This window comes from Micromonospora rubida (genome assembly GCF_009908295.1).
GTDB classification, from domain to species: Bacteria; Actinomycetota; Actinomycetes; order Mycobacteriales; family Micromonosporaceae; genus Micromonospora; species Micromonospora rubida.
On the sequence record NZ_JAAALO010000004.1, the window covers coordinates 542,629 to 566,512 of the forward strand.

Genomic DNA, 23,884 nt, shown 5'->3' on the forward strand with positions numbered 1-23,884 from the left:
GTCTCGGGCACGTGGCGGGACCTGACGGACAACGTGAACTCGATGGCTTCGAACCTGACGTCGCAGGTGCGCAACATCGCGTCGGTGACCACCGCCGTGGCGAAGGGCGACCTGTCGCAGAAGATCACCGTGGACGCGCAGGGCGAGATCCTGGAGCTGAAGAACACGGTCAACACGATGGTGGACCAGCTCTCGTCGTTCGCGGACGAGGTGACCCGGGTGGCCCGCGAGGTCGGCATCGAGGGCAAGCTGGGCGGCCAGGCGCAGGTGAAGGGCGTCTCCGGCACCTGGCGGGACCTCACCGAGAACGTCAACCAGCTCGCCTCCACGCTCACCACCCAGCTTCGGGCCATCGCCCAGGTGTCGACCTCGGTGACCCGGGGCGACCTGACCCAGCGGATCGCGGTCGAGGCCCAGGGCGAGGTCGCCGAGCTGAAGGACAACATCAACCAGATGATCGTCACCCTCCGGGAGACGACGAAGAAGAACGCCGAGCAGGGCTGGCTGGACTCCAACCTGGCCCGCATCGGCGGCCTGCTCCAGGGGCAGCGGGACCTCGGCGAGGTCTGTCGGATGATCATGATGGAGGTGACCCCGCTGGTCGACGCGCAGCTCGGCGCGTTCTTCCTGGCCGACACCTCCGACGGCAGCATGCGGCTGCGGCTGACCGCCTCGTACGGCTACGTGGCCCGGGGGCACGACGTCACGTTCGGCCCCGGCGAGGGGCTGGTCGGGCAGGCCGCGCTGTCCCGCCGGACGATCCGGGTGAGCGCCTCCCCGGATGGCCGGCTCACCCTGCGCTCGGGGCTGGCGGACACCCCGCCGGCCGACCTGGTGGTGCTGCCCGTGCTGTTCGAGGGCGAGCTGCTCGGCGTGATCGAGTTCGCCAGCGTGGCCGCCTTCTCCGAACTGCACCTGTCGTTCCTGGAGCGGCTGGTGCTGACCATCGGCGTCGCGGTCAACACGATCCAGGCCAACCGGCGCACCGAGGAACTGCTGGCCCAGTCTCAGCGGCTGGCCCACGAGCTTCAGGAACAGTCGGCCGAGTTGCAGCGCACCAACGCCGAGTTGGAGGACAAGGCCCAGCTGCTGTCCGAGCAGAAGGCGAACATCGAGACCCAGAACCGGGAGATCGAGCTGGCCCGGCTCGGCCTGGAGGACAAGGCCCAGCAGCTCACCCGGGCCTCGGCGTACAAGTCGGAGTTCCTGGCCAACATGAGCCACGAGCTGCGGACGCCGCTGAACTCGCTGCTGCTGCTGGCCCGGCTGCTGGTGGAGAACTCGGAGCAGAACCTCACCCCGAAGCAGATCGAGTTCGCCCGGACCATCCACGGCTCCGGTTCGGACCTGCTGCGGCTGATCGACGACATCCTCGACCTGTCCAAGATCGAGGCGGGCCGGATGGACGTCGAGCCGACCGAGGTCCGGTTCGACGAGATCCGCGGGTTCGTGGAGCAGGCGTTCGCCCCGCAGGCCGAGGACAAGGGCCTCGGCTTCCAGGTCCAGGTGGCCGAGGAACTGTCCCCGGCACTGGTCACCGATGCCGGGCGGTTGCAGCAGATCCTGCGCAACCTGCTCTCCAACGCCGTGAAGTTCACCGACAGCGGCACGGTGACGCTGCGGATCGCCCCGGCGTCCGAGAACATCGTCTTCGACGTGCCGGCGCTGACCAACGCCCGGCAGGTGATCGCCTTCACGGTGGTCGACACCGGCATCGGCATCTCGGACGACAAGCTGTCGCTGATCTTCGAGGCGTTCCAGCAGGCGGACGGGACGACCAGCCGGCGGTATGGCGGCACCGGGCTGGGGTTGTCGATCAGCCGGGACCTGGCCCGCCTGCTCGGCGGCTCGATCATCGTGGCCTCGGTGCCCGGGGAGGGCTCCACCTTCACCTTGTGCGTACCGGACGTGCTGGCCCCGGACGCGGTGGTCGCGCCGGCGCCACCGTCGCCGGCCCGCGCGGGACTGCCCGCGTCGCTGCTGCTGATGTCCCCGCCGGAGCTGTCGAGGATGGCCGAGACGCCGGGCACCCGTCGGCTGGAGGGCGTCACCGTGCTGATCATCGACGACGACGTGCGGAACGTCTTCGCGCTGACCAGCGCCTTGGAGTTGCACGGTATGACCGTGTTGTACTCGGATAACGGGGCGGACGGCGTCCGTCGGCTGGCCGAGCATCCGGAGGTGGACATCGTGCTGATGGATGCGATGATGCCCGACCAGGACGGCTACGAGACCACCCGGCAGATCCGCCGTAACCACCGCTTCGCCGACCTGCCTATTGTCTTCCTGACCGCGAAGGCGATGCCGGGCGACCGCGAGTCCGCGCTCGCGGCGGGCGGCAGCGACTACATCACCAAACCGGTTGACCTGGACGACCTGATCGAGCTGATGGCGTCCTGGGTGGGCGGCAGCCGAGGCGAGGAGAGAATGTGAGCCAGACGGCCAAGGCGCTGTTGGTCGACGACCGGCGGGAGAATCTGATGGCCCTGGAGGCGATTCTCCAGGGGCTGCCGGTGCAGTCGGTTGCTGTGGAGAGCGGCGAGGCGGCGCTCAAGCAGTTGCTGGTGGACGACTTCGCGGTGATCCTGCTGGACGCGCAGATGCCCGACATGGACGGCTTCGAGACCGCCAGCCACATCAAGCGGCGGGAACGCACCCGGCACGTGCCGATCATCTTCCTCACGGCGGCAGACAAGGACGCCCAGCTCGCCCTGCGCGGGTACGCGGTCGGTGCGGTCGACTACCTGACCAAGCCCTTCGACCCGTGGGTGCTGCGGGCCAAGGTGTCGGTCTTCGTCGAGCTGTGGGTCAAGACCCGGCAACTCGCCGCCCAGTCGGACCTGGTCCGCGAGCGCGAGACGCAGTGGCGCACGCTCACCGACGCCGTCGACGAGGCCACCGCCCTGCTCCGGGCCGAGGGCCCGGACGCCCGCTCCCGCGCCGTCGACCTGCTGGAGCAGGCGCGCTGGGGCAACCGGTGAGCCGGGCCGCCGGCGCCTAGAGGTCCGTGAACGGCCCGGCGTACGCGAACGCGCCCTGGAGGTGCGGCTGCCACGCGCTCAACGGCCGCGCCATGAAGAACTGCGGCCCCCACGGGCCGGGCGGCGTCACGCCCAGCTCGACCGCCGGCCGGAAGCCGAACCTCGGGTAGTACTCCGGGTGCCCGAGCAGCACCACCAGTGGCTCGTCGAGCGCGTCGGCGGCACCGAGCACCGCGTGCATCAGCGCGGAGCCGACGCCGCGACGCTGCCAGGCCGGCAGCACCCCGATCGGCCCCAGCCCGAGCGCCACCGGCGCTCCGGCCACCGTGCCCCGGGTGGCGACCACGTGGCCGACGACCTGGCCGTCCGCGTCGGTGGCGACGAGGGAGAGCGAGGGCAGCCAGCCGTCGTCGACGCGGAGCGCGTCGACCAGGGTGACTTCCACGGGTACGCTGCCGTCGTCCGTGGCGAAGGCGGCGCGGTGCACGGCGCGGACGGCATCGACGTCGGCGGGAGTTTCCCGTCTGATCAGCATCCGGGACACGGTAGGTCACGACGGGTGTCGAGCGCGCCGGATTAACGGCCGGCCCTACCGGCCGTGACCCGTGGCGGCGCGGCGGGCCCGCCACCGTTCGCCGAGCGAGTCGATCTCCTCCTGGACGAAGACGAAGAAGTCGCGCATCTCGGAGACTCGTTCACCGGCCGGGGTGCTCCGGCCGGCGAGGGCGTCGACGCCGCCGTCGGCGATGTCGATGAAGTTCTTGTAGAGGCCGGTCTTGGTGATCGTGCCCTCGTACCAGGGGTTGTCCGGCAGTCGGTAGCGGTCCCGCCGGGACCCCTTCACCGGCTCGCGGGCCAGCATGCCGAACTGGGTCAGGTAGCGGACCGCGCCGGAGACCGCCGCCGCGCTGACCCCGAGCCGCTCGCCGATCTCGGCGGCGGTCAGCGGCTGGTCCGCACTCATGACCGTGAACAGCGCCCGGGCCGCCATCCGGGGGAAGCCGACCTCCGCGAACGCCATGGCCATCCTCTCGACGAAGAGGTGGACGGCCTCGTCGTTGCCTTGGGGCGGCTCGGCGGCGCTCATCGGGGGCTCCTCGGCGTAGGTCGGAAGCCAGATCGTGCCCCAGCCTCCACAGTCTTCACAACTTTCTGAAAACACTGTAACTTCTGATGCATGGAAAATCCGATAGCGGTCTCCGGCCTGATCAAGGCATTCGGCCGGACCCGGGCGCTCGACGAGCTGGACCTGACCGTCCGCGCCGGTGAGGTGCACGGCTTCCTGGGGCCCAACGGCGCCGGCAAGTCCACCGCCATCCGGGTGCTGCTCGGCCTGCTGCGGGCGGACGCGGGGGCCGTCCGCCTGCTCGGCGGCGATCCGTGGCGGGACGCCGTCGCCCTGCACCGCCGCCTGGCGTACGTGCCGGGCGACGTGACCCTCTGGCCCAACCTCACCGGGGGCGAGGTGATCGACCTGCTCGGCCGGATGCGCGGCGGCATCGACCGCGCCCGCCGCGACGAGTTGCTCGCCGCCTTCGAGCTGGACCCGCGCAAGAAGGGCCGGGCGTACTCGAAGGGCAACCGGCAGAAGGTCGGCCTGGTCGCCGCCCTCGCCTCCGACGCGGAGCTGCTGATCCTCGACGAGCCCACCTCCGGCCTCGACCCGCTGATGGAGGAGGTCTTCCAGCACTGGGTGGGCCGGGCCCGCGCCGACGGCCGCACCGTCCTGCTCTCCAGCCACATCCTCGGCGAGGTCGAGGCGCTCTGCGACCGGGTGACGATCATCCGCAACGGCCGCGCCGTGGAAACCGGCACCCTCACCGGGCTGCGCCACCTCCAGCGCACCTCCGTCGACGCCGAGCTGGCCGGGCCGCCGCACGGGCTGGCCGAGCTGGCCGGCGTGCACGACCTGCGGGTCGACGGCGACCGGGTCCGCTTCGACGTGGACACCCCGGCGCTCGACGCCGCGCTGCGCCGGCTCACCGAGATCGGCGTACGGGGCCTGGTCAGCCGGCCGCCCACGTTGGAGGAGCTGTTCCTGCGGCACTACGAGTCGGCCGGCGCCGCCGGTGCACCCGCCGGGGTGGCCCGGTGACCGGCGCCCGGCACCTGGTCCGGCTGATCCTGCGCCGGGACCGGGTGCTGCTGCCGATCTGGGTGCTGCTGATCGCGGTCCTGCCGGCCAGCTACGCCGAGACGTACGCCGAGCTGTACCCGACCGCCGCCCAGCGCGCCGAGTACGCGGCCACCACCGCCGGCAACCCGTCGATCGAGGCCCTGCTCGGCCCGGCGTACGGCGACAGCGTCGGCGCGCTCGCCGCCCAGCGGTCCGGGCTGCTGCACCTGATCGTGGGCCTGATCAGCCTGCTCGTCGTCGTCCGGCACACCCGGGCCGAGGAGGAGGCGGGCCGGCGGGAGCTGCTCGGCGCCACCGTCCTCGGCCGGTACGCCGGGCTGGCCGCCGCGCTGCTCGTCACGTACGCGGCGGACCTGCTGCTCGGGCTGCTCGTGGCCGGCGGCCTGGTCGCCGCCGGCCTGCCCGCGGCCGGCTCCCTGGTGTTCGGGCTGTCGGTCACCCTCGCCGGGGCGTTCTTCGCCACCGTGGGCGCACTCGCCGCGCAGCTCACCGAGAGCGCGGGCGGTGCCAGGGGGCTGGGCGTCGCGGCGCTCGGGGTGGCGTTCCTGGTCCGGCTCGCCGGGGACGCGGGCGGGGCGGAGTGGCTGAGCTGGCTCTCCCCGTTGGGCTGGGCCCAGCGCACCCACCCCTACGTCGGCGAGCGCTGGTGGCCGCTCGCGCTGCTGGCGGCGCTGGCGGCGCTGGTCGGCGCGGTGGCGTTCCGGCTCTCGGCGCGGCGCGACCTCGGCGCGGGCGTGCTGCCACCGCGCCTCGGCCCGGCCACCGCAGGCCCCGCCCTCGCCGGCCCGTGGGGGCTGGCCTGGCGGCTGAACCGGGTCGCGCTGCTCGGCTGGACGATCGGCGCGGCGGCCCTCGGCGCGGTGCTCGGCGGCGCCGCCGAGGCGGCCGGGGACGCGGTGGACGGCAACGAGACCGTCGCCCGGCTGATGGAGCGGCTCGGCGGCTCGGCGTCGATCGCCGAGGCGTACCTCGGGACGACCCTGAGCATCACCGCGCTCGCCGCCGCCGGCTACGGCATCCAGGCCGCGCTGCGGATGCGGACCGAGGAGACCGGCCAGCGCGCCGAGCCGGTCCTGACCACCGGGGTGAGCCGGTCCCGCTGGCTGCTCGGCCACCTGGCCTTCGCCCTGCTCGGCCCGGCGGTGATGCTGGCGGTGGCCGGCGCGGTCACCGGGCTCGCCTACGGCCTCAGCAGCTCCGATGTGGCCGGCAAGGTGCCCCGGCTGACCGGGGCGGCGCTGGCCCACGTGCCGGCGGTCTGGGTGTTGGTCGGCGTGGCGGTGCTGCTGTTCGGCCTGCTGCCCCGGATCAGCGTCGGCGCGGCCTGGGCGGCGCTCGCCGGCTGCCTGCTCCTCGGCCAGCTCGGCGCGGTGCTGGAGCTGAGCCAGTGGCTGCTGGACCTGTCCCCGTTCACCCACACCCCGCAGGTCCTGGGCGGCCCGGTGCCCGCCACCCCGCTGCTGGCCCTGACCGGCACGGCCGTCGGGCTGGCCACGGCGGGCCTGTTCACCTTCCGCCGCCGCGACCTGCCCGCCTGAGCGCGACCGCCCCCACTGCCGGTCCGGGCGGTGGGGCGCGGGCGGGCAGGTCAGTCGGTGGGGGCGCCGTTGCGGATCATCAGGGCCGAGCGGAGGCCGGTGATGTCCAGGACCCGGAGCAGGAAGTCACCGACGCCGGTCAGGACGAGCAGGCTCTGCGCGTGGCTGGTCTTGCGGCTGAGCACGACCAGGGTGCCCAGCCCCTGGGAGTCGCAGAACGTGACGCCGCCCAGATCGAGGACGATCCGTGGGGGCGGATCGGCGAGCACCTCGTTGACGACGGTCGAAAGTTGGGTGGCCGTGAGCATGTCGATCTCACCGGCGAGGCGAAGCACCACTTCATCGCCCGTCCGGTGTAGCGTGATGGACAGTTCGGCACGATCCACCCGATCAGCCTAGCGCGAACCGGGTCCTCCGGCCCGTCGAGGCGCTCCCAGCTCGCCCGGCCAGCCACTTCGCGTGAGCCCGGTAACCCCCGACCAGGGGTGGCTGCCGATTCGCCGTCCGGCGCTGACACAATGGCGGCATCGTGACCGATACCTTTTCCGCCGGATCTGGCCGCTACCCGGCCGACGCGCCGGCCTCCGAGGCCCTGTTCGCCCGCGCCCGCACCCTCGTGCCGGGCGGGGTGAACTCCCCCGTGCGCGCGTTCCACGCCGTCGGCGGCACCCCGCGCTTCATGGTCCGGGGGGAGGGGCCCTGGCTGTACGACGCGGACGGCCGGCGCTACGTCGACCTGGTCTGCTCGTGGGGGCCGCTGCTCCTCGGGCACGCCCACCCGGAGGTGGTCGAGGCCGTCCAGTCCGCCGCCGCCCTGGGAACCAGCTTCGGCACCCCGACCCCCGGCGAGGTCGAGTTGGCCGCCGAGATCGTCGACCGCACCCCGGTCGAGCAGGTCCGGCTGGTCAACTCGGGCACCGAGGCCACCATGTCGGCGATCCGGCTGGCCCGGGGCTTCACCGGCCGCTCGAAGATCATCAAGTTCGCCGGCTGCTACCACGGGCACTCCGACGGGCTGCTCGCCGCCGCCGGCTCCGGCGTGGCCACCCTCGGCCTGCCCGACTCGCCCGGCGTCACCGGCGCGGCGGCCGGCGACACCATCGTGCTTCCGTACAACGACGTCGCCGCCGTCGAGGAGGCGTTCGCCGCCGAAGGGCCGCACATCGCCGCGGTGATCACCGAGGCGGCGGCCGGCAACATGGGCGTGATCGCCCCCCGCGACGGGTTCAACTCCCAGCTCGCCCGGATCGCCCACGCGCACGGCGCGCTGCTGATCGTCGACGAGGTGATGACCGGGTTCCGGGTCTCCCGCTCCGGGTGGCACGGCCTCGACCCCTCCGACGCCGACCTGTGGACGTACGGGAAGGTCATGGGCGGTGGCCTGCCGGCCGCGGCGTTCGGCGGGCGCGCGGAGATCATGGGGCGGCTCGCCCCGGCCGGCCCGGTCTACCAGGCCGGCACCCTCTCCGGTAACCCGCTCGCCTGCGCCGCCGGCCTGGCCACGCTGCGGCTGGCCGACGACGCCGTCTACCGCAGGCTCGACGAGACGGCCGCCCTGGTGAGCAAGCTCGCCGCCGACGCGTTGACCGCTGCCGGGGTCCCGCACCGGCTGTCGTACGCGGGCAGCATGTTCTCGATCTTCTTCACGGACGCCGACGTGGTCGACTACGACAGCGCCCGGACCCAGCAGGTCCCGGCGTTCAAGGCGTTCTTCCACTCGATGCTCGCCGACGGGGTCTACCTGCCGCCAAGCGCGTTCGAGGCCTGGTTCGTCTCGGCGGCGATCGACGACGCCGCGTGTGAGCAGATCGCCGCGGCCCTGCCCGCAGCGGCGAACGCGGCGGCAGCGGCGGGCAACGGGGGGTAGTGGTGAGCGCGAGGAGTGAGCTGGTTTTGCGAGCCCCGCAGTCGCGAACGAAGGGAGCGCTGCGGTGAGCAAGACCGTGGTCCACGTGCTGCGGCACGGCGAGGTGCACAACCCGGATCAGATCCTCTACGGCCGGCTGCCCGGCTTCCGCCTGTCGGAGCTGGGCGTGCAGATGGCCAAGGCGGCGGCCCAGGGGCTCGCCGAGCGGGACGTGGTGCACGTGGTGGCCAGCCCCCTCGAACGCGCCCAGCAGACCGCCGAGCCGATCGCCGGGCAGTTCGGCCTGCCCGTCGGGGTGGACGAGCGGCTGATCGAGAGCGCCAACTGGTTCGAGGGCAAGAAGGTCTCCCCGGGCGACGGGTCGTTCCGCGACCCGCGCAACTGGTGGGTGCTGCGCGACCCGGTCACCCCGTCCTGGGGCGAGGCGTACCGGGTCATCGCGGAGCGGATGTTCGCCGCCCTGCACGCGGCCCGGGTGGCCGCCGAGGGGCGCGAGGCCGTGCTGGTCTCCCACCAGCTCCCGATCTGGACGCTGCGCCGCCACGTCGAGCGCAAGCGGCTCTGGCACGACCCGCGCCGGCGGCAGTGCGGCCTGGCCAGCCTCACCTCGTTCCACTTCGACGGCGCGAAGATCGCCGGGATCGGCTACAGCGAGCCGGCCGCCCACCTGATCGCCACCTCGCCGACCGCCCGGACGGCCAAGGGAGCCTGATGTCGGCCCGGAGGTGGATCGCGGGACTCCTCGCGGCCGTGACGACCACGGCGGCCCTGGCCGGCTGCTCCTCCGACAGTCAGGAGCAGCGCTGCGCCACCACCGACGGCGTCATCGAGTGCGCCCCCGACCAGCGGTCCACCGCCCCGAAGCTGTCCGGTGAGCTGCTCACCGGCGGCAGCTACGACGTCGCGACGGATCGCGGCCAGGTGGTCGTGGTCAACTTCTGGGGCTCCTGGTGCCAGCCCTGCCGGGCCGAGGCCGACGACCTGGAGGCCACCTACCAGGCCACCAAGGCGTCCGGGGTGACGTTCCTCGGCATCAACGTGCAGGACAACCGGGACAAGGCGCTCGCGTTCGAGGAGGGCCGGGTCACCTACCCGAGCCTCTTCGACCCGCCGAGCCGGCTCGCCCTCGCCTTCGACATCTCGCCCACCACCATCCCGGCCACCGTCCTGCTGGACCGGGACGGCAGGGTGGCCGTGGTGATCCGGTCGGCGGTGACCCAGGACCGGCTGCAACCGATCGTCGCGCGGATCGCCGCCGAGCAGCCCGCACCCAACGGCTCCCGCTGATGGGCGGGACCTTCCACGACGTCGCCCAGAGCGGGCCGCTGCTGCTGGCCATCGGCGCGGCGGCACTCGCCGGGCTGGTCAGCTTCCTGTCCCCGTGCATCCTTCCGCTGGTCCCCGGCTACCTCTCGTACGTCACCGGCCTGGCCGGCGCCGACCTGGAGGGCCGGGACGCGCCGGCAACGCCCCCCGCCGGCACCCCGGGCCCGGGGCAGGACGGCGGCGGCAACGGCGGCGGGGTGGCGGTGCGGGAGCTGACCCGGGAACGGGGCCGGACGGCGGCGGCGGTCAAGGGCCGGGTGCTCGCCGGGACGCTGCTCTTCATCGCCGGGTTCACCGCCGTCTTCACCGCCACCGCGATCCTCTTCGCCAGCGTCGGCCGGGTCTTCATCCAGTACGAGCGGGCGCTGGAGATCGGCGCCGGTGTGCTGGTCATCGTGCTCGGTCTGGCCTTCGTCGGGGTGCTCCCCGGCCTCCAGCGGGAGTTCCGGATCCAGCGGCTGCCCGCCGCCGGCCTGCTCGGGGCCCCCGTCTTCGGCGCGGTCTTCGCCCTGAGCTGGATGCCCTGCACCGGCCCCACACTCGCGGCGGTGCTCGGCATGGCCACCCCCGGCGGGCAGACCGACCGGGCCGTGGTGCTCGCCGTGGCGTACTGCCTCGGGCTGGGGATACCGTTCGTCGTCTTCGGGCTGGGCTTCCACCGCCTGCTCGGGGTGTTCCGCGCCGTCCGGCGCAACAGCCGCTGGGTCACCCGGGTCGGCGGCGTACTGCTGGTCCTGATCGGCCTCGCGCTGGTCACCGGCGGGTGGACCAACTTCGTCATCTGGTTGCAGACGACGTTCGGCGTGGGCGAGGTGAGCATCTGATGACGATCGTGAAGGACCGGCCGGTGCCCCCGGCCGAGGCGCCGCGCCGCCGGCCCAACCGGGCACTGGCCCTGCTGCGCAACTCGTGGCGGCAGCTCACCAGCATGCGTACGGCGCTGATCCTGCTCTTCCTGCTCGCCGTCGCGGCCATTCCCGGCTCGGTGCTGCCGCAGCGCGGGGTGAACGCGGAGAAGGTCGACCAGTATTTCGTCGACCACCCCGAGCTGGCCCCGAAGCTGGATCGGATCGGCGCGTTCGAGGTGTTCGGGTCGGTCTGGTTCTCCGCCATCTACCTGCTGCTGTTCGCCTCCCTGATCGGCTGCATCCTGCCCCGGCTGCGCGACCATGTCCGCGCCCTGCGCACGAAGCCGCCGGCCGCGCCCAAGCGCCTGAACCGGCTGCCCCAGCACGCCGTGCGCACCGGCGTCGCCACCGACGCCGAGGCCGTCGCCGCCGAGCTGCGGCGTCGCCGCTGGCGCGTCGTGGTACGCGGCACCGAGGTCTCCGCCGAGAAGGGGTACCTCAAGGAGACCGGCAACCTGCTGTTCCACACCTCGCTGATCGCCGTGCTGATCGGGGTCGCCCTCGGCTCCTGGTACGGCTGGCACGGCAACAAGCTGCTGGTGGCCGGCGACGACAAGGCGTTCTGCAACACCCGGCAGCAGTACGCCGAGGCCAAGCTCGGCCCCCAGGTGGACAGCGCCGACCTGCCGCCGTTCTGCCTGACCCTGAACCACTTCGACGCGCGGTTCCTGCCCTCGGGCCAGCCCGAGTTCTACCGGGCCACGGTCGACGTGGAGGAGGACGGCCGGGCCAGCCGCACCGAGACCTTCTCGGTCAACTCCCCGCTGCGCCTCGGCGACGCCAACGTCTACCTGCTCGGCCACGGCTACGCCCCGGTGCTGCGCTACACCGACCGGTACGGCAAGACCCAGACCAACGACTTCCCCTTCCTGACCAGCGGGGACGCCACCCTCACCAGCGAGGGCGTGGCCGCGTTCCCGGACGTGAACGTCGACCCGAAGACCGGCAAGCGGGACTCGAACCTCCAGGTCGCCTTCGAGGGGCTCTACCTGCCCACCGCCCCGCAGCAGGCCCCGTTCACCCGGTCGGAGTTCCCGACCGAGGGCAACCCGGCGGTGGTGCTGGTCGCGTACCGGGGGAATCTGGGCATGGACGCCGGCATCCCCGGCTCGGTGTACGAGCTCGACCAGCGCCAGGTCACCAACGGCAAGCTCAAGCAGGTCGGCGACAAGAAGCTGGCCATGGGCGAGAAGTGGACGCTGGACGACGGCAGCGTGCTGGAGTTCGTCGGCACGAAGCCGTACATCACCCTGTCGGTGCGCCACGACCCCGGCTCGACGCTGCTGCTCGGCAGCTCGGCGGTGCTGCTGGTCGGCCTGATGGGCTCCCTGTTCGGCAGGCGCCGCCGGGTCTGGTTCCGGGTGACGCCGGCCGGATCGGGTGAGGCGGCCGACCCCGCCGATGGATCTCCGACGAGCGGTAGTAGCTTGGTGGAGGCCGGTGGCCTGCCGCGCACCGACTATCCGGGGTTCGCCGACGAGTTCGCGCAACTCGTCGCCGCCGTCAGCGGCAACGGGGAGCCGGGCGAGCGGGCCGGCGAGAGCCGCGACGCGCGCGGTCCCGCTGGGACGCGAGAAGGAGCCGAGTGATGTCCGCACTCTCCGACCAGCTGGTCACGTTCGCGATCCTGGCGTACCTGGTCGCGATGATCTGCCACGCCGTCGAGTACGCCCTGGGCAACGCCCGGGCCGTCGCCCCGCCCGCGCGCGAGCTGGTCGGTGCGGGAGTCGGCGGGGCCGGCGGCCCGGTCGACGCGCCCGCAGCCCCGGTCGCACCGCCGGCCCGGGTCGGACGCTCGGCCGAGCGGGCCCGGCTGGCCGGCCTCGTCGCGGTCTGGATCACCGTCCTCGCCGCCGCGCTGCACCTCGCGGCAACGGTCACCCGCGGCATCGCCGCCGACCGGATGCCCTGGGGCAACATGTACGAGTTCGTGCTGACGGTCTCGTTCATCGGCACGGCGGCCTGGCTCGGCGTGCTGTGGAAGCGCCCCACGCTGCGCCGCCTGGGGCTGTTCCTCACCCTGGTGATGGTGCTGCTGCTGGCGTTCGCCGAGCTGAAGCTGTTCGTCGAGGTGGTGCCGCTGATGCCGGCGCTCAGGTCGTACTGGTTCATCGTCCACGTGTCGACGATCAGCTTCTCGTCCGGCATCTTCCTGCTCGGCGCGGTGCCGGCGATCGCGTTCCTCATCCGTAACGGGTACGAGCAGGGCAAGCGCGGCTTCCCGTACACCCTGGCGAAGCGGCTGCCGGCGGCGGCCGGCCTGGAGCGGCTGACCTTCACGCTGCACGCCTTCGCGTTCCCGGTCTTCACCTTCGCGGTGATCGCCGGCGCGATCTGGGCGGAGGCCGCGTGGGGCCGGCCGTGGGGCTGGGACCCGAAGGAGACCTGGGCGTTCATCTCCTGGGTGGTGTACGCGGGCTACCTGCACGCCCGGGCCACCCCGAGCGTGCGGCGGAACGTGGCCACCTGGCTCGCCATCCTCGGCTTCCTCACCATGCTGATGAACCTGTTCGGGGTGAACTTCTTCTTCACCGGCCTGCACTCGTACGCCGGCGTCAACTGATCGCCCTCGGGTCGCACCCGGCAGGGCCGCACACCCGGAAGCAGGCCCTGCCGGTCACCGTTCCTTCCAGACGGCGGGCAGGTCCAGCGCCTGGTCGATCGCGTTCAGCACCTCCGGCTTGTCGGCCCGGGCGCTGCGCAGCAGGTCGATGACCAGCATCCGGATGTGACTGACGATCGTGCTGACGGGCAACGACTGCTCGTGCTGGAGCAGCGGTGCCATCGCCTGGACGGTGTCGATCGCGGTCTTTCCCGCCTTGTCGATGTGCAGGTCGGCTTTGTCGCTCTCGCCGGAGACGACGGCGGCGAGCACCGCGGCGGCGCAACTCGTCAACTGATTGGCCGAGGTCAGCGCGGCGACGAGCTGCTGCGGCGGCGGATCCGGCATCCGGGCGAGCACCACTGCCGAACGCGCCAGCGCCCGGGTGTTGCGGACGGCGTAGTCGACCTGGTCGACGGCGGCCCGGGCGGCCTGGACACGCGGGCGATTGCGCCGTTCCCAGATCACGAGACGCAGATTCTCGTCGGCGACCAGCACGGCCCTGCGGAGCGCGGCGGTACGCGAGTCCAGCTGCCGTGCCCGGTCGAGCGCGGCCAGGGCGGCCTTCTCATCGTGTCGCTGCAAGGCCTGACGGACGCTGTCCAGGACCCCGGACAGCTCCGCGAACGCCCGCCGCCCCTCGGTGTCCAGCGGCCCCAGCGGCGAGCGTGAGCTGGCGACCTGGGTGATCAGCAGCGCGATGGTGCCACCGATCAGCGCGTCGTAGAGGCGGGTCGGCTCCAGCTCCTTGTTCGGCGGAACCACGGCGACCATGAAGAGCGCGGACATGGTCAACTGGTTCCGGACGACGCCGGAAGCCCTGGCGGTGATCGACACCCCGGCGGAGACCAGGATGACCACGAAGATGGCGGCGGTGGAGCGGGCGCCGAGCAGCCAGATGGCGACCTCGCCGAGGATCACCCCGACCGCGATTCCGGCCAGGACCCGGATCGCCTGCCGCAGCCGTACGCCCCGGGCCTGGGACAGAACGATCAGCGCGGCGGTGGGTGCGTAGAACGCCGCGCTGTCGTCACGACCGTGCGGACCTCCGAGGAGGCGGTTGGCGACGAACCAGGACACGGTCGCCCCCAGGGTCACCGCCGCCAGCAGTTGCCAACCGCTTCGCAGGCGACTCCAGGAGGCCCGGAACCAGTACGTCAGCCGGGCCACACGCGTCTCCCCCCTGGTCATCGAGTGACGCCCGCCGCTGTCCGGTCGGCTCTGTCCGCCCGGCACAGCAGGAGGCCCTCGTCGAGCGCCACGGGCGGTACGGGCGGCTGCTCGGGTCTCGGCGATCTCCGACTGTTGGCTGGTCCAACGAGGTAACCGACTGTTTCGTCGTTCATCGGTGGGGCCGGGGCCGGTGACAGTGGCCACGGCGGTCGCCGCGACGAGCCCCACCGGGCTGCGGGTCAGGTGCCGAACCAGCCCGGGACGTCCAGGCGGAAGAGGTCGGCGGCGGCGACCGTCCGCAGGTCGTCCTCGATCGCCGCGACCCGTTTCGGGCCGAGGGTGGCCGACCAGCGGTCGCGCAGCGTGTCGAAGACCGACGCCGAGCGGGCCAGCCCGTCGTGGCCCCGTGCGGTCATCCGGACCAGCTTCCGGCGGGCGTCGCGCGGGTCGTCGGCGCGTTCGAGGTAGCCGAGGGTGACCAGCCGGTCCACCGTCTTGCCGGCGGCCTGCTTGGAGACGCCGAGCCGCTGACCCAGCTCGGTGGCGGTGGTGCCGTGCGGCCCGACGGCCTGGAGGACGAAGCCGTGCAGCGGGCGCAGCTCCGGGTGCCCCTGTTGGGCCAGCTCCGCGTGCAGGTCGTCGATGAGCGTGCGGAAGCCGGCCAGCAGCAGCAGGGGCAGCACGAAGCCGGGCCGGGCGGGATCAGTCGTTGCCATATTCGACAACCACGTTTACGATTTCGACAACCACGTTGACGATCGTACGTCACGCGGTCCCTCACCCCGACCCGAGAGCAGGCCACCGTGCCCGATGGCGTCTTCACCGCCCACACCCCCGACACCGCGCCCGCCGCGGCCCGCCCGACCATCGAGGGGGTGCGGCGGAAGTTCGGCTACCTGCCGGCGCCGGTCGCCCTGATGGCCGAGTCGCCGCACCTGCTGAAGGGCTTCCTCACCGTCAACGGGATCTTCGAACAGAGCAGCCTCGACCCGTTGGAGCGGGAAGTCGTCGTCCTGACGGTCGCCACCCGCAACGAGTGCCACGTCTGCGTGGCGATGCACACCGGCACGCTGACCGGTCAGGGCGCCGACCCGGTGCTGATCGGCGCGCTGCGCTCCGGCACGCCGCTGCCCGAGGCGCGGCTGGAGGCGCTGCGGCTGTTCACCCTCGCCGTGCTGGACCACCGGGGCGCAGTCCCGGACGATGCGATGCGCGCCTTTCTCGCCGCCGGCTACCGCCCCGGCAACGCCCTCGACGTGGTCCTCGGCGTCGGCACGTACACCATCTCCACCTTCGCCAACCGGCTCATCGACGCCCCGCTCGACCCCCAGCTCGCCGACCACGCCTGGACGCCCACCCCGGTGGCCGCCGGTGGCTGAACCGGCCGTCGCAGGGGCCGTCCGAGTCATCGGTTCGTTGCCTGGTGACGACTTATTCGGTCGGCGACCGCCCCCGCTCGCGCCGATCGCGGGCCTGTGTCGCTTGGGAAGGATGAGGGGCCGTCAGTCGCTCGGGTGTTGTGGCGGTCGGGAGGCGCGGAGGGTTGCCCAGCCGAGGAAACGCGCGTGCAGCGCTCCGGGTTTCGGCGCGTCGTGCGAGTCGAGCCGGTGCAGGTCTCCGACGGCGTCGTACAGCATCCCGGCGAGGTAGATCGACAGGGCTATCCGAGCACCCCCGGGTGCGGCTGCACGTCGTCCCCGCCGAGGTCGGCGCGTATCCGGGTGTCGCCGGGGCCTTCGTACTGGCTACGCTGCCCACCGGGGAGGACGTCGTCTATCTGGATGATCAGCTCAAGGGCAAGGTGATCGACCACACCGAGGACGTGCTGGCGGTCCGGTCGGCCTGGGAGTCGATCCAGGGTGAGGCGCTCCCGCCCCGGCAGTCTATCGATCTCTTGGCGGAGGTGGCACAGTCATGGAGCTGACCGGCGCGCGGTGGCGCACCAGCACCCGGAGCAGCACCAACGGCGGCAACTGCGTCGAGGTGGCCGACAACCTTCCCGGCGTGGTCGCCGTCCGCGACAGCAAGGACCGCGACGGTGCCGTGCTGACCTTCGGCCCGGCCGCCTGGCGAGCATTCGTAACCCTGGCCCGTGCCCGCTGACCCTGGCCAGCCCCCGCTGACCCTGGCCCTGGCCCGTGCCCGCTGACCCTCGCTCCACCCCTGGCCCGGTCGCCGGGCGGCCGGCGGGGTGAGGCGTCAGCCGCGCAGGAAGGGCAGGAGCAGGCCGGCCAGATCGGCCGGGCGTTCCTCGAAGAGCCAGTGACCGCTGTCCTCGACCACCCGGCCGTCGACCGTCCGGGCGTACCGGCGCACCTGGTCGGCCACCTGCCCGCCGAGGCTGGCCCCGGCGCCGACGGCCAGCACCGGCATCGGCAACGGCCTCTCCCGGTACGCCGCGTTGTCCGCGACGTCCTGCCCGAAAGCCCGGAAGTAGGCGAAGCTGGCCCGCAGGTGCGCCGGGTCGCTCAGGTGCCGGGCGTACTCCTCGATGTCGTCCGCGCCGATGCTGCCCTTGTTCACCATGAGCGAGTCGGTGAAGCGGTCCACCCAGAGCGCCTCCCGGCCGGCGACCAGGTCCTCCGGCAGGCCGTTGGTGATGTTGAAGAAGCCGAAGTTCCACACCGCCGGCCCGGCGGCGCTGAGCGCGGGAAACGCGTAGATGCTCTCGTCCGGGATCGGCGCCTCGGTCAGCACCAGCCGCGACACCTCGTCGGGGTGGGCAGCCGCGTAGGCGTACGCGACCATGGTCCCCACGTCGTGGCCGACCAGCCGAATGTCACCGGTCAGGCCCAGCTCGGCCAGCAGCCCGTGCAGGTCGCCGGCGAGGGTCTTCTTGTCGTACCCGCCGGGCGGGGCGTCGCTGTCGCCGAAGCCGCGCAGGTCGGGGGCGACCACCTGGTACGAGGCGGCCAGCTCCGGCAGTAGTCCCCGCCACATCCGCCAGCACTGCGGATAGCCGTGCAGCAGCACGAGGGTCGGCCCCCGACCGCCCCGGACATAGTTGATCGCCACGTCACCGACCTGGGCCCGCTGCTCGGTGAACCCCGCCGGAACCCGCCCGTCGTCCATGGCTGCCCCCGTCTCGACTCCGGCGGCCTGACCATCCGTCCCGCCGCCATCCATACCAACGAGCACCGGCCGGGTGGGGAGACGCACACCGCCCGGCCCGACCCGGCGTGGGCGGTGCCTCCCGTAGTGCGGGAGACTGGCCTCATGGCGGCACGTAGCTTTCCGTACACCGATCTGAAGGACTTCCTTGCGGCCCTGGAGCGGGCGGGGGAGCTGCGCCGGGTCAGCGTCCCGGTCGACCCGACGCTGGAGATCAGCGAGATCGTCACCCGGACCGTGCGGGAAGGCGGGCCGGCGCTGCTCTTCGAGCGGCCCACCCGGGGCGAGATGCCGGTGGCGCTCAACCTGTTCGGCACCGAGAAGCGGATGGCGATGGCGCTCGGCGTCGAGAACCTCGACGAGATCGGCGAGCGGATCGGCAACATGCTCAAGCCGGAGCTGCCGATGGGCCTCTCCGGGATGATGGACGGCCTCGGCAAGGTCATGCAGCTCAAGTCGATGCCGCCGAAGAAGGTCAAGACCGCCCCCTGTCAGCAGGTGGTCTACCGCGGCGACGACGTCGACCTGAACCGGCTGCCGGGGCTACAGGTGTGGCCGGGCGACGGCGGGATCTTCCACAACTTCGGTCTGACCCACACCAAGCACCCGGAGACCGGCAAGCGCAACCTGGGGTTGTACCGGTTGCAGCAGCACTCGCAGAACACCGTCGGCATGCACTGGCAGATCCACAAGAACTCCACGGCGCACCACGCGGTCGCCGAGCGGCTCGGCCAGCGGCTGCCGGTGGCGATCGCCATCGGCACCGAGCCCGCAGTCGCCTACTCGGCCAGCGCGCCACTCCCCGCCGACATCGACGAATACCTGTTCGCGGGGTACCTGCGCGGCGAGCGGGTCGAGATGGTGGACTGCCTGACGGTCCCGCTGCAGGTGCCGGCGCACGCGCAGATCGTCCTGGAGGGCTACATCGAGCCGGGCGAGCGGCTCCCGGAGGGCCCGTTCGGCGACCACACCGGCTTCTACACGCCGGTGGAGCCCTTCCCGGTGATGCACATCGAGTGCATGACCATGCAGCGCGACCCGGTCTACCACTCGATCGTCACGTCGCAACCACCGCAGGAGGACCACGGCCTCGGCAAGGCCACCGAGCGGATCTTCGCGCCGCTGCTGCGCTTCCTGATCCCGGACATCGTCGACTACGACCTGCCCGCCGCCGGGGTCTTCCACAACTGCGCGATCGTGTCGATCCGCAAGCGCTACCCGAAGCACGCGCAGAAGGTGATGAACGCCATCTGGGGCGCGCACATGATGTCGCTGACCAAGCTGATCGTGATCGTTGACGAGGACTGCGACGTGCACAACTACAACGAGGTCGCGTTCCGGGCCTTCGGCAACGTCGACTACGCCCGCGACCTGCTGCTCACCGAGGGGCCCGTCGACCACCTCGACCACGCCTCGTACCAGCAGTTCTGGGGCGGCAAGGCCGGCGTCGACGCCACCCGGAAGCTGCCCACCGAGGGCTACACCCGGGGCTGGCCGGAGGGGATGACCATGGCCCCCGAGGTGGTCTCCCTGGTCGACAAGCGCTGGAAGGAGTACGGGATCTGATGACCGCCGCCGTCACGGAGCCCGTCGAACGCCCAGGCCGGGTCAAGTCCTTCCTCAAGCTCGTCGCGATCGAACACTCCGTCTTCGCGCTCCCGTTCGCGTACCTGTCGGCGCTGACCGCGATGCAGGTCGACGGCGGGCGGGTGCGCTGGGGAGACCTGCTGCTGATCACCGTGGCGATGGTCGGGGCGCGGACGTTCGCGATGGCCGCCAACCGCATCCTCGACCGGCGGATCGACGCGCGGAACCCGCGTACCGAGAACCGGGAGCTGGTCACCGGGGCGGTGAGCGTGCGGACGGCCTGGACCGGCGCGGCCGTCGCCCTGGTGGTCTTCCTCGCCGCAGCCGCCCTGCTCAACCCGCTCTGTCTGGCGCTCGCGCCGCTCGCCGTGGTGCCGCTGGTCGTCTACCCGTACGGCAAGCGGTTCACCAACTGGCCGCACGCGATCCTCGCGATCGCCCAGGCGGTCGGCCCGGTCGGCGCGTGGCTCGCGGTCACCGGCACCTTCGCCGGCTCCTGGCCGGCCTGGCTGCTCGGCGCGGCCGTCGGCCTGTGGATCGGCGGCTTCGACCTGATCTACGCCTGCCAGGACGCCGACGTGGACCGGAAGATCGGCGTGCACAGCGTTCCCGCCCGCTACGGGCTGCGCTTCGCCCTGCACGCCTCCACCGTCACGCACGTGGTGACGTTCGCGCTGTTCATCTGGTTCGGGGCGCTGGTCGGGTTCGGCTGGCTCTGGTGGATCGGGCTGGCGCTGACCGCCGTAGCGTTCGGCTACCAGCACCTGGTGGTGTCGCCGACCGACCTGAGCAAGGTCAACCGGGCGTTCTTCACCGCGAACGGGTTCGTCGGCATCGCGCTGTTCATGCTCGCCCTGCTCGACCTGGTGGTGCGGCTCGGCCTGCGCCCCTGAGCCGGCTTCCGGCCGGGGCGGCGGGAGCGGTCAGGCCCGGGCCGTCGGGGTGGGGTAGCGGGCGCTCTCCAGGGTCCACTCGATGGTGCCCCGGACGGCGTCGGCGACCCCGTCGAGGTGGTCGGTGACGGCCTCGTCCAGCGCCGGGCCGAACGACGGCACGGCCGCGCGGAGCTCGACGAAGCGGCGCATCGTCGCCCGCCAGCGCTCGGCGGCCAGGTCGACCGCGGCGACGACCGGGACGCCCCGCTCGGCGGCCAGCGCCAGCACCAGGTTGTGCCCGCCCGAGGTGGCCCGGTCCCGCTCCAGCGAGGCGAGGTCGTTGTACCAGGAGAGCAGGTCGTTGCCGAGGTCGGCGATCTCGCGCAGCAGCGGGTGGTGGTACACCGCGTCGGGCAGCGGGCGGCCGGTGACGAACTCGATCAGCGGGTACGACACGTACGCCGCCGAGGTGGCGCGGCGCAGCTCGACGTACCGGGCCACGTCCGGCGGCCGACCGGCGGCCTTCTCCACCGCCTCCTGCCAGGTCCCGTGCAGGTGGTGGCCGACCGCGTCGGCGAACCGCAGCCGCCAGCGGGCCGGCATCCGGCGGCGCGGCTCCCGCCAGGCCCGCAGCAGCAGCCGGCGCAGCGGGCCGGTGAGCCCCGGGTGGCCGATCCGGTGCCCCTCCCGCAGCAGCCACAGCGTCCCGTCGCGCAGCGCCCGGATCTGCTGCGGGGTCAGCCGGTGCGGGCCGTCGCAGGCGTCGTCGACCAGGAAGAACCAGGTGAACAGGGCGGCTACCACCCGCAGGTCGGCCTCGGTGGCCTGCGGGTAGAGCCGGCTGGCGTAGCGGGCGAAACCCGCGCGGGACAGCCGGTCCAGCGCCGGGCCGTCCAGCGGCAGGCCGAGGCCGGGCAGCAGGTCGTCGAGCCACCGCTGCACCCGATCGGCGTGCGGGGACAGCCTGGGTGGGATGGGGCAGAGAGAGCGAAGCGACCAGAGGATGTCGCCGGTCATCATCGATACCTCCCAGGGGCATGGGATCGCGCCCACGGCAGCATGGCAGGTCGATACCGTCGGCGGGAGGCCGGCCGGTGAACCGAGGGGGCGGCCGACTGCCGCCCGGCGTGACCAGGCAGGCTGGACGGCATGCGTGAACCATGGGTGGTGGGAGTCTCCGGCGCGTCGGGCACGCCGTACGCCGCAGCGGTCGTGAGCGGGCTGCTGGACGCCGGCGAGCCGGTGGACCTGATCGTCTCCCGAGCCGCGCGGCTGACCATCCTCGACGAGACCGGGCTCTCCTTCCGCGACGGGCACTGGGCCGAGGATCTCGGGGCCTGGCTCGGCCGCGACCTGGGCGACGCCGACGTGCGGCACTGGCCCGCCGGCGATCTCGCCGCCGGCCCCAGCAGCGGCTCCTACCGGGTACGCGGCATGGCGGTGGTGCCGGCCAGCACGGCGGCCTGCGCCGGCATCGCGATCGGGCTGTCCAAGGACCTGTTGCAGCGGGCCGCGGAGGTCAACCTCAAGGAGCGCCGGCCGGTGGTGGTGGTGCCCCGCGAGACGCCGGTGACCCGTAGCCACCTGGAGCATTTGATCGCCCTGCACGACGCCGGGGCGGTGGTGCTGCCCGCCAGCCCGGGCTTCTACGGCGCCGGGGCGTCCGCCTCGGCGGGCCAACTCGTCGACTTCGTGGCGGGAAAGGTGCTCGACGCCCTGGGCGTACCGCACACGTTGTTCCGGCGCTGGTCCGGCGAGCTGGGCACCGGCCGTACCGGCGACCCGGATGCCGGCTCGATCGGCCTGGACGCCGGCCGCCGCTGAGCGCGGGCGGCGTCGTCGGGACGCGGACCGGCGGACCGGTCCGCGTGCCCCGTCACCGCACCTGGTCAGTACATCCCGGCGTTGGCAGGGCCGGGGCCGGTCGGTGCCGCGGGGCCGACGTTACGGGCCTTTCCCATGTCGTCCGCCTCGTCCAGCATGCCCTCCCCTTCCAGCAGGGCCCGCACCTCGGATTCCCGAAACCGGCGATGCCCGCCTGGAGTCCGGATGCTGCCTATCCGGCCGGCCGCCGCCCATCGCGTCACAGTCTTCGGATCAACCCGAAACAGTGCGGCAACCTCACCCGGTGTCAGCAGGCGATCTCCAGTGTCCACAGCCCCCTCCTCGCGTCGACGAAGCCCCCGGCTGAACACACTGCCCCCGGCCGGTGCGAGCCCAGAGCCGTCATGAGGGACGTATGGCAATTACAGCACCAGCGACCTGGCCTGTCCGCCAAACGCGAAAAAAGCACTGAGTGGGAAGTTAGTAAATGCTACCGGCGCGGTTCTCCCTTGACCGAAGGTCTGCGAACACTCACCTGCTGTCAGGTGCAACGGATGTCGAGCGCCGGACGTTACGCCCGAACGACTAGGGTCACAGTCCGTGGACGCCATCGACCGGAGCCTCGTCGCGCTGTTGCAGGGCAATGCCCGACTCTCGTACGCCGAGCTGGCCCGCCAGGTCGGCCTCTCCGCCCCCGCCGTGCACGAACGGGTCGGGAAGCTGGAGTCCAGCGGGGTGATCCGGGCGTACCGGGCGGAGGTGGAGCCCGAGTCCATCGGCCTCGGGGTGACCGCGCTGATCAGTATCGTCGAGGACTCCGGCGGGGACACCGACGACGTGCTGGAGGCGTTCCGGCGGATGCCCGAGATCGAGTCCTGCTACTTCATGGCGGGGGTCGAGTCGTTTCTGCTCAAGGCCCGGGTCGGCACGATCGCCGAGCTGGAGCAGCTCATCGTCCGGCTGAACCGGACCCCCGGGGTGGCCTCCACCCGCACCGGGATCGCCCTGTCGACGAAGTGGGAGAACCGCCCCCAGACGATCGAACCGCCCACGGCCTGAGCGGCGACCCTGGCGCGCGCCGTGCCACGGCGGTAGGTTGCGCCGGTGACGTCGCCAGTGCGGGGAACGGCCGTGGTGACCGGCGCGGCCGGCGGCCTGGGCCGCGCGCTGGCCGCCGCCCTGCACGCCGACGGCTGGCCGGTCCTGCTCACCGACCTGGACGCCGAGGCCGTCGCCGCCGTGGCCGCGCCGCTCGGCGGCTGGTCCCGGCCGCTGGACGTGCGCGACGAGGCGGCCTGCGCGGCGGTGGCCGCCGAGGCGGCCGGGCGGTCGCCCGACGGACTCGGCCTCTGGGTCAACAACGCCGGCATCCTGGCCACCGGCCCCGCCTGGGAACAGGACGAGCTGACCCGCCGCCGGATCATCGAGGTGAACGCCCTCGGCGCGATGGCCGGCACCCTCGCCGCGCTGGCGGTGATGCGGGCCCAGGGGCGCGGGCACGTGCTCAACGTCGTCTCGCTGGCCGGGCTGGTCGCCGCCCCCGGCGAGACGGTGTACGCCGCCAGCAAGCATGCCCTGCTCGCGTTCAGCCTGGGCACCCTGGCCGACCTGCGGGCGGCCGGGCACCGCGACGTTCACGTCTCGTGCCTGTGCCCGGACGGGATCTGGACGCCGATGCTGCACGGCCGGCTGGACGACCCGGGGGCCGTGGCGTCCTTCACCGGGACGCTGCTGGCCCCCGAGCGGGTCGCCGCGCGGGCGGTTCGGCTGGCCCGGCGGCCCCGGCCCGTGGTGACGCTGCCCCGCTGGCGCGGCGCGCAGGTCCGGCTGCTCGACGCGCTCCCCGGGCTCGCCGTGGGGTTGACCCCGCTGATCCGGGCCACCGGCCGGGCCGGGCAGCGGCGGCAGCGCCGCCGGGGCGGCTCCGACCGGGCCTGACCCGGCTTGCTACGTTT

26 protein-coding genes and 1 pseudogene are annotated in these 23,884 nt (G+C 72.6%); 18 read left to right on the forward strand and 9 right to left on the reverse strand.

Annotated elements, in window-relative coordinates; translation table 11 throughout:
* On the forward strand, window positions 1–2,433 hold a 2,433-nt coding region (locus GVV04_RS33170), incomplete at its 5' end, for an ATP-binding protein (protein WP_235966239.1).
* Entirely contained in the window at window positions 2,430–2,981 is a 552-nt protein-coding gene (locus tag GVV04_RS16965; protein WP_161688996.1) for a response regulator, read from the forward strand. The genes GVV04_RS33170 and GVV04_RS16965, both read left to right, overlap by 4 nt.
* Window positions 2,982–2,997: 16 nt before the next feature.
* On the opposite strand, the gene GVV04_RS16970 is transcribed toward GVV04_RS16965, so the two are convergent.
* Both GVV04_RS16970 and GVV04_RS16975 read right to left on the reverse strand, forming a co-directional pair.
* Window positions 2,998–3,516, reverse strand: a complete 519-nt coding sequence (locus GVV04_RS16970; protein ID WP_161688997.1) for a GNAT family N-acetyltransferase — start codon at window positions 3,514–3,516, stop codon at window positions 2,998–3,000.
* A 54-nt stretch (window positions 3,517–3,570) separates the two neighbouring features.
* Window positions 3,571–4,068 (reverse strand): GbsR/MarR family transcriptional regulator, encoded by a 498-nt coding sequence (locus tag GVV04_RS16975; RefSeq protein WP_161688998.1) that lies wholly within the window; start codon window positions 4,066–4,068, stop codon window positions 3,571–3,573.
* 90 nt (window positions 4,069–4,158) lie between these two features.
* Between GVV04_RS16975 and GVV04_RS16980 the strand changes: the two genes are divergently transcribed.
* Together GVV04_RS16980 and GVV04_RS16985 are read left to right on the forward strand one after the other, a co-directional pair.
* Window positions 4,159–5,076, forward strand: a complete 918-nt coding sequence (locus GVV04_RS16980; protein ID WP_161688999.1) for an ABC transporter ATP-binding protein — start codon at window positions 4,159–4,161, stop codon at window positions 5,074–5,076.
* Complete coding sequence (locus GVV04_RS16985) at window positions 5,073–6,656, forward strand: ABC transporter permease (RefSeq protein ID WP_161689000.1); 1,584 nt, start codon at window positions 5,073–5,075, stop codon at window positions 6,654–6,656. Before GVV04_RS16980 ends, GVV04_RS16985 begins: the two co-directional genes overlap by 4 nt.
* Window positions 6,657–6,706: 50 nt before the next feature.
* Here the strand turns inward: GVV04_RS16985 and GVV04_RS16990 are convergent, their stop codons facing one another.
* Window positions 6,707–7,042 (reverse strand): STAS domain-containing protein, encoded by a 336-nt coding sequence (locus tag GVV04_RS16990; RefSeq protein ID WP_161689001.1) that lies wholly within the window; start codon window positions 7,040–7,042, stop codon window positions 6,707–6,709.
* 143 nt (window positions 7,043–7,185) lie between these two features.
* On the opposite strand from GVV04_RS16990, the gene hemL reads away from it, so the two are divergent.
* The 6 genes from hemL to ccsB all read left to right on the forward strand — a co-directional run bounded on the left by hemL (window position 7,186) and on the right by ccsB (window position 13,320).
* Window positions 7,186–8,523, forward strand: coding sequence for a glutamate-1-semialdehyde 2,1-aminomutase (hemL, locus tag GVV04_RS16995; protein ID WP_161689002.1), 1,338 nt, complete (start codon window positions 7,186–7,188; stop codon window positions 8,521–8,523).
* Between the two features lie 64 nt (window positions 8,524–8,587).
* A complete protein-coding gene (locus GVV04_RS17000) occupies window positions 8,588–9,235 on the forward strand; it encodes a histidine phosphatase family protein (RefSeq protein ID WP_161689003.1) in 648 nt (215 codons plus the stop codon).
* Window positions 9,235–9,810: a TlpA family protein disulfide reductase gene (locus GVV04_RS17005; protein WP_161689004.1), complete on the forward strand. Its 576-nt coding sequence runs from the start codon at window positions 9,235–9,237 to the stop codon at window positions 9,808–9,810. Before GVV04_RS17000 ends, GVV04_RS17005 begins: the two co-directional genes overlap by 1 nt.
* On the forward strand, window positions 9,810–10,673 hold the full coding sequence (locus tag GVV04_RS17010; protein ID WP_161689005.1) for a cytochrome c biogenesis CcdA family protein: 864 nt from the start codon (window positions 9,810–9,812) through the stop codon (window positions 10,671–10,673). The genes GVV04_RS17005 and GVV04_RS17010 overlap by 1 nt, the downstream gene beginning before the upstream one ends.
* Entirely contained in the window at window positions 10,673–12,346 is a 1,674-nt protein-coding gene (gene resB, locus GVV04_RS17015) for a cytochrome c biogenesis protein ResB (RefSeq protein ID WP_161689006.1), read from the forward strand. The genes GVV04_RS17010 and resB overlap by 1 nt, the downstream gene beginning before the upstream one ends.
* Complete coding sequence (gene ccsB / locus GVV04_RS17020; RefSeq protein WP_161689007.1) at window positions 12,346–13,320, forward strand: c-type cytochrome biogenesis protein CcsB; 975 nt, start codon at window positions 12,346–12,348, stop codon at window positions 13,318–13,320. Before resB ends, ccsB begins: the two co-directional genes overlap by 1 nt.
* A 54-nt stretch (window positions 13,321–13,374) precedes the next feature.
* On the opposite strand, the gene GVV04_RS17025 is transcribed toward ccsB, so the two are convergent.
* Both GVV04_RS17025 and GVV04_RS17030 read right to left on the reverse strand, forming a co-directional pair.
* Window positions 13,375–14,529, reverse strand: a complete 1,155-nt coding sequence (locus GVV04_RS17025) for an FUSC family protein (protein ID WP_161689008.1) — start codon at window positions 14,527–14,529, stop codon at window positions 13,375–13,377.
* Window positions 14,530–14,771: 242 nt separating this feature from the next.
* The gene (locus GVV04_RS17030; RefSeq protein ID WP_161689009.1) at window positions 14,772–15,248 is read right to left on the reverse strand and encodes a MarR family winged helix-turn-helix transcriptional regulator; all 477 of its coding nucleotides are present in this window, start codon (window positions 15,246–15,248) and stop codon (window positions 14,772–14,774) included.
* Window positions 15,249–15,335: 87 nt separating this feature from the next.
* On the opposite strand from GVV04_RS17030, the gene GVV04_RS17035 reads away from it, so the two are divergent.
* Entirely contained in the window at window positions 15,336–15,911 is a 576-nt protein-coding gene (locus GVV04_RS17035; protein WP_161689010.1) for a carboxymuconolactone decarboxylase family protein, read from the forward strand.
* 123 nt (window positions 15,912–16,034) lie between these two features.
* Here GVV04_RS17035 and GVV04_RS33980 read toward each other — a convergent pair whose 3' ends face one another.
* Window positions 16,035–16,169 carry a hypothetical protein gene (locus tag GVV04_RS33980; protein ID WP_268926283.1) on the reverse strand — a complete coding sequence of 45 codons (135 nt, stop codon included), beginning with the start codon at window positions 16,167–16,169 and terminating at the stop codon, window positions 16,035–16,037.
* A gap of 35 nt (window positions 16,170–16,204) precedes the next feature.
* Here GVV04_RS33980 and GVV04_RS17040 point away from each other — a divergent pair.
* Window positions 16,205–16,456 (forward strand): annotated as a pseudogene (locus GVV04_RS17040) (Scr1 family TA system antitoxin-like transcriptional regulator); the annotation flags it as partial.
* Window positions 16,447–16,635: a DUF397 domain-containing protein gene (locus tag GVV04_RS17045; RefSeq protein ID WP_161689012.1), complete on the forward strand. Its 189-nt coding sequence runs from the start codon at window positions 16,447–16,449 to the stop codon at window positions 16,633–16,635. The pseudogene GVV04_RS17040 and the gene GVV04_RS17045, both read left to right, overlap by 10 nt.
* Before the next feature lie 96 nt (window positions 16,636–16,731).
* On the opposite strand, the gene GVV04_RS17050 is transcribed toward GVV04_RS17045, so the two are convergent.
* Window positions 16,732–17,604, reverse strand: coding sequence for an alpha/beta fold hydrolase (locus GVV04_RS17050; protein ID WP_161689013.1), 873 nt, complete (start codon window positions 17,602–17,604; stop codon window positions 16,732–16,734).
* Window positions 17,605–17,748: 144 nt separating this feature from the next.
* On the opposite strand from GVV04_RS17050, the gene GVV04_RS17055 reads away from it, so the two are divergent.
* Window positions 17,749–19,209, forward strand: coding sequence for a menaquinone biosynthesis decarboxylase (locus GVV04_RS17055; RefSeq protein ID WP_161689014.1), 1,461 nt, complete (start codon window positions 17,749–17,751; stop codon window positions 19,207–19,209).
* Entirely contained in the window at window positions 19,209–20,123 is a 915-nt protein-coding gene (gene mqnP / locus GVV04_RS17060; protein WP_161689015.1) for a menaquinone biosynthesis prenyltransferase MqnP, read from the forward strand. Before GVV04_RS17055 ends, mqnP begins: the two co-directional genes overlap by 1 nt.
* Before the next feature lie 30 nt (window positions 20,124–20,153).
* On the opposite strand, the gene GVV04_RS17065 is transcribed toward mqnP, so the two are convergent.
* A complete protein-coding gene (locus tag GVV04_RS17065) occupies window positions 20,154–21,122 on the reverse strand; it encodes a terpene synthase family protein (protein ID WP_161689016.1) in 969 nt (322 codons plus the stop codon).
* A 132-nt stretch (window positions 21,123–21,254) separates the two neighbouring features.
* Here GVV04_RS17065 and GVV04_RS17070 point away from each other — a divergent pair, with 132 nt between their 5' ends.
* Window positions 21,255–21,929 (forward strand): UbiX family flavin prenyltransferase, encoded by a 675-nt coding sequence (locus GVV04_RS17070; protein WP_161689017.1) that lies wholly within the window; start codon window positions 21,255–21,257, stop codon window positions 21,927–21,929.
* Window positions 21,930–21,994: 65 nt separating this feature from the next.
* Here the strand turns inward: GVV04_RS17070 and GVV04_RS17075 are convergent, their stop codons facing one another.
* Window positions 21,995–22,261: a BldC family transcriptional regulator gene (locus GVV04_RS17075; RefSeq protein ID WP_161689018.1), complete on the reverse strand. Its 267-nt coding sequence runs from the start codon at window positions 22,259–22,261 to the stop codon at window positions 21,995–21,997.
* Window positions 22,262–22,529: 268 nt separating this feature from the next.
* On the opposite strand from GVV04_RS17075, the gene GVV04_RS17080 reads away from it, so the two are divergent.
* Both GVV04_RS17080 and GVV04_RS17085 read left to right on the forward strand, forming a co-directional pair.
* Window positions 22,530–22,988 (forward strand): Lrp/AsnC family transcriptional regulator, encoded by a 459-nt coding sequence (locus GVV04_RS17080; protein WP_161689019.1) that lies wholly within the window; start codon window positions 22,530–22,532, stop codon window positions 22,986–22,988.
* 45 nt (window positions 22,989–23,033) lie between these two features.
* Window positions 23,034–23,867 (forward strand): SDR family NAD(P)-dependent oxidoreductase, encoded by an 834-nt coding sequence (locus GVV04_RS17085; protein WP_161689020.1) that lies wholly within the window; start codon window positions 23,034–23,036, stop codon window positions 23,865–23,867.
* Window positions 23,868–23,884: the final 17 nt, after the last annotated feature.

Excerpts from the sequence above, each read along its gene's own strand:
- GVV04_RS16970 (WP_161688997.1), bottom strand. The coding sequence starts at position 3,516 with ATGCTGATCAGACGGGAAACTCCCGCCGACGTCGATGCCGTCCGCGCC.
- GVV04_RS16975 (WP_161688998.1), bottom strand. The coding sequence starts at position 4,068 with ATGAGCGCCGCCGAGCCGCCCCAAGGCAACGACGAGGCCGTCCACCTC.
- GVV04_RS16980 (WP_161688999.1), top strand. The coding sequence starts at position 4,159 with ATGGAAAATCCGATAGCGGTCTCCGGCCTGATCAAGGCATTCGGCCGG.
- GVV04_RS17005 (WP_161689004.1), top strand. The coding sequence starts at position 9,235 with ATGTCGGCCCGGAGGTGGATCGCGGGACTCCTCGCGGCCGTGACGACC.
- GVV04_RS17010 (WP_161689005.1), top strand. The coding sequence starts at position 9,810 with ATGGGCGGGACCTTCCACGACGTCGCCCAGAGCGGGCCGCTGCTGCTG.
- resB (WP_161689006.1), top strand. The coding sequence starts at position 10,673 with ATGACGATCGTGAAGGACCGGCCGGTGCCCCCGGCCGAGGCGCCGCGC.
- ccsB (WP_161689007.1), top strand. The coding sequence starts at position 12,346 with ATGTCCGCACTCTCCGACCAGCTGGTCACGTTCGCGATCCTGGCGTAC.
- GVV04_RS17030 (WP_161689009.1), bottom strand. The coding sequence starts at position 15,248 with ATGGCAACGACTGATCCCGCCCGGCCCGGCTTCGTGCTGCCCCTGCTG.
- GVV04_RS33980 (WP_268926283.1), bottom strand. The coding sequence starts at position 16,169 with ATGCTGTACGACGCCGTCGGAGACCTGCACCGGCTCGACTCGCACGAC.
- GVV04_RS17045 (WP_161689012.1), top strand. The coding sequence starts at position 16,447 with ATGGAGCTGACCGGCGCGCGGTGGCGCACCAGCACCCGGAGCAGCACC.
- GVV04_RS17050 (WP_161689013.1), bottom strand. The coding sequence starts at position 17,604 with ATGGACGACGGGCGGGTTCCGGCGGGGTTCACCGAGCAGCGGGCCCAG.
- GVV04_RS17055 (WP_161689014.1), top strand. The coding sequence starts at position 17,749 with ATGGCGGCACGTAGCTTTCCGTACACCGATCTGAAGGACTTCCTTGCG.
- mqnP (WP_161689015.1), top strand. The coding sequence starts at position 19,209 with ATGACCGCCGCCGTCACGGAGCCCGTCGAACGCCCAGGCCGGGTCAAG.
- GVV04_RS17065 (WP_161689016.1), bottom strand. The coding sequence starts at position 21,122 with ATGACCGGCGACATCCTCTGGTCGCTTCGCTCTCTCTGCCCCATCCCA.
- GVV04_RS17070 (WP_161689017.1), top strand. The coding sequence starts at position 21,255 with ATGCGTGAACCATGGGTGGTGGGAGTCTCCGGCGCGTCGGGCACGCCG.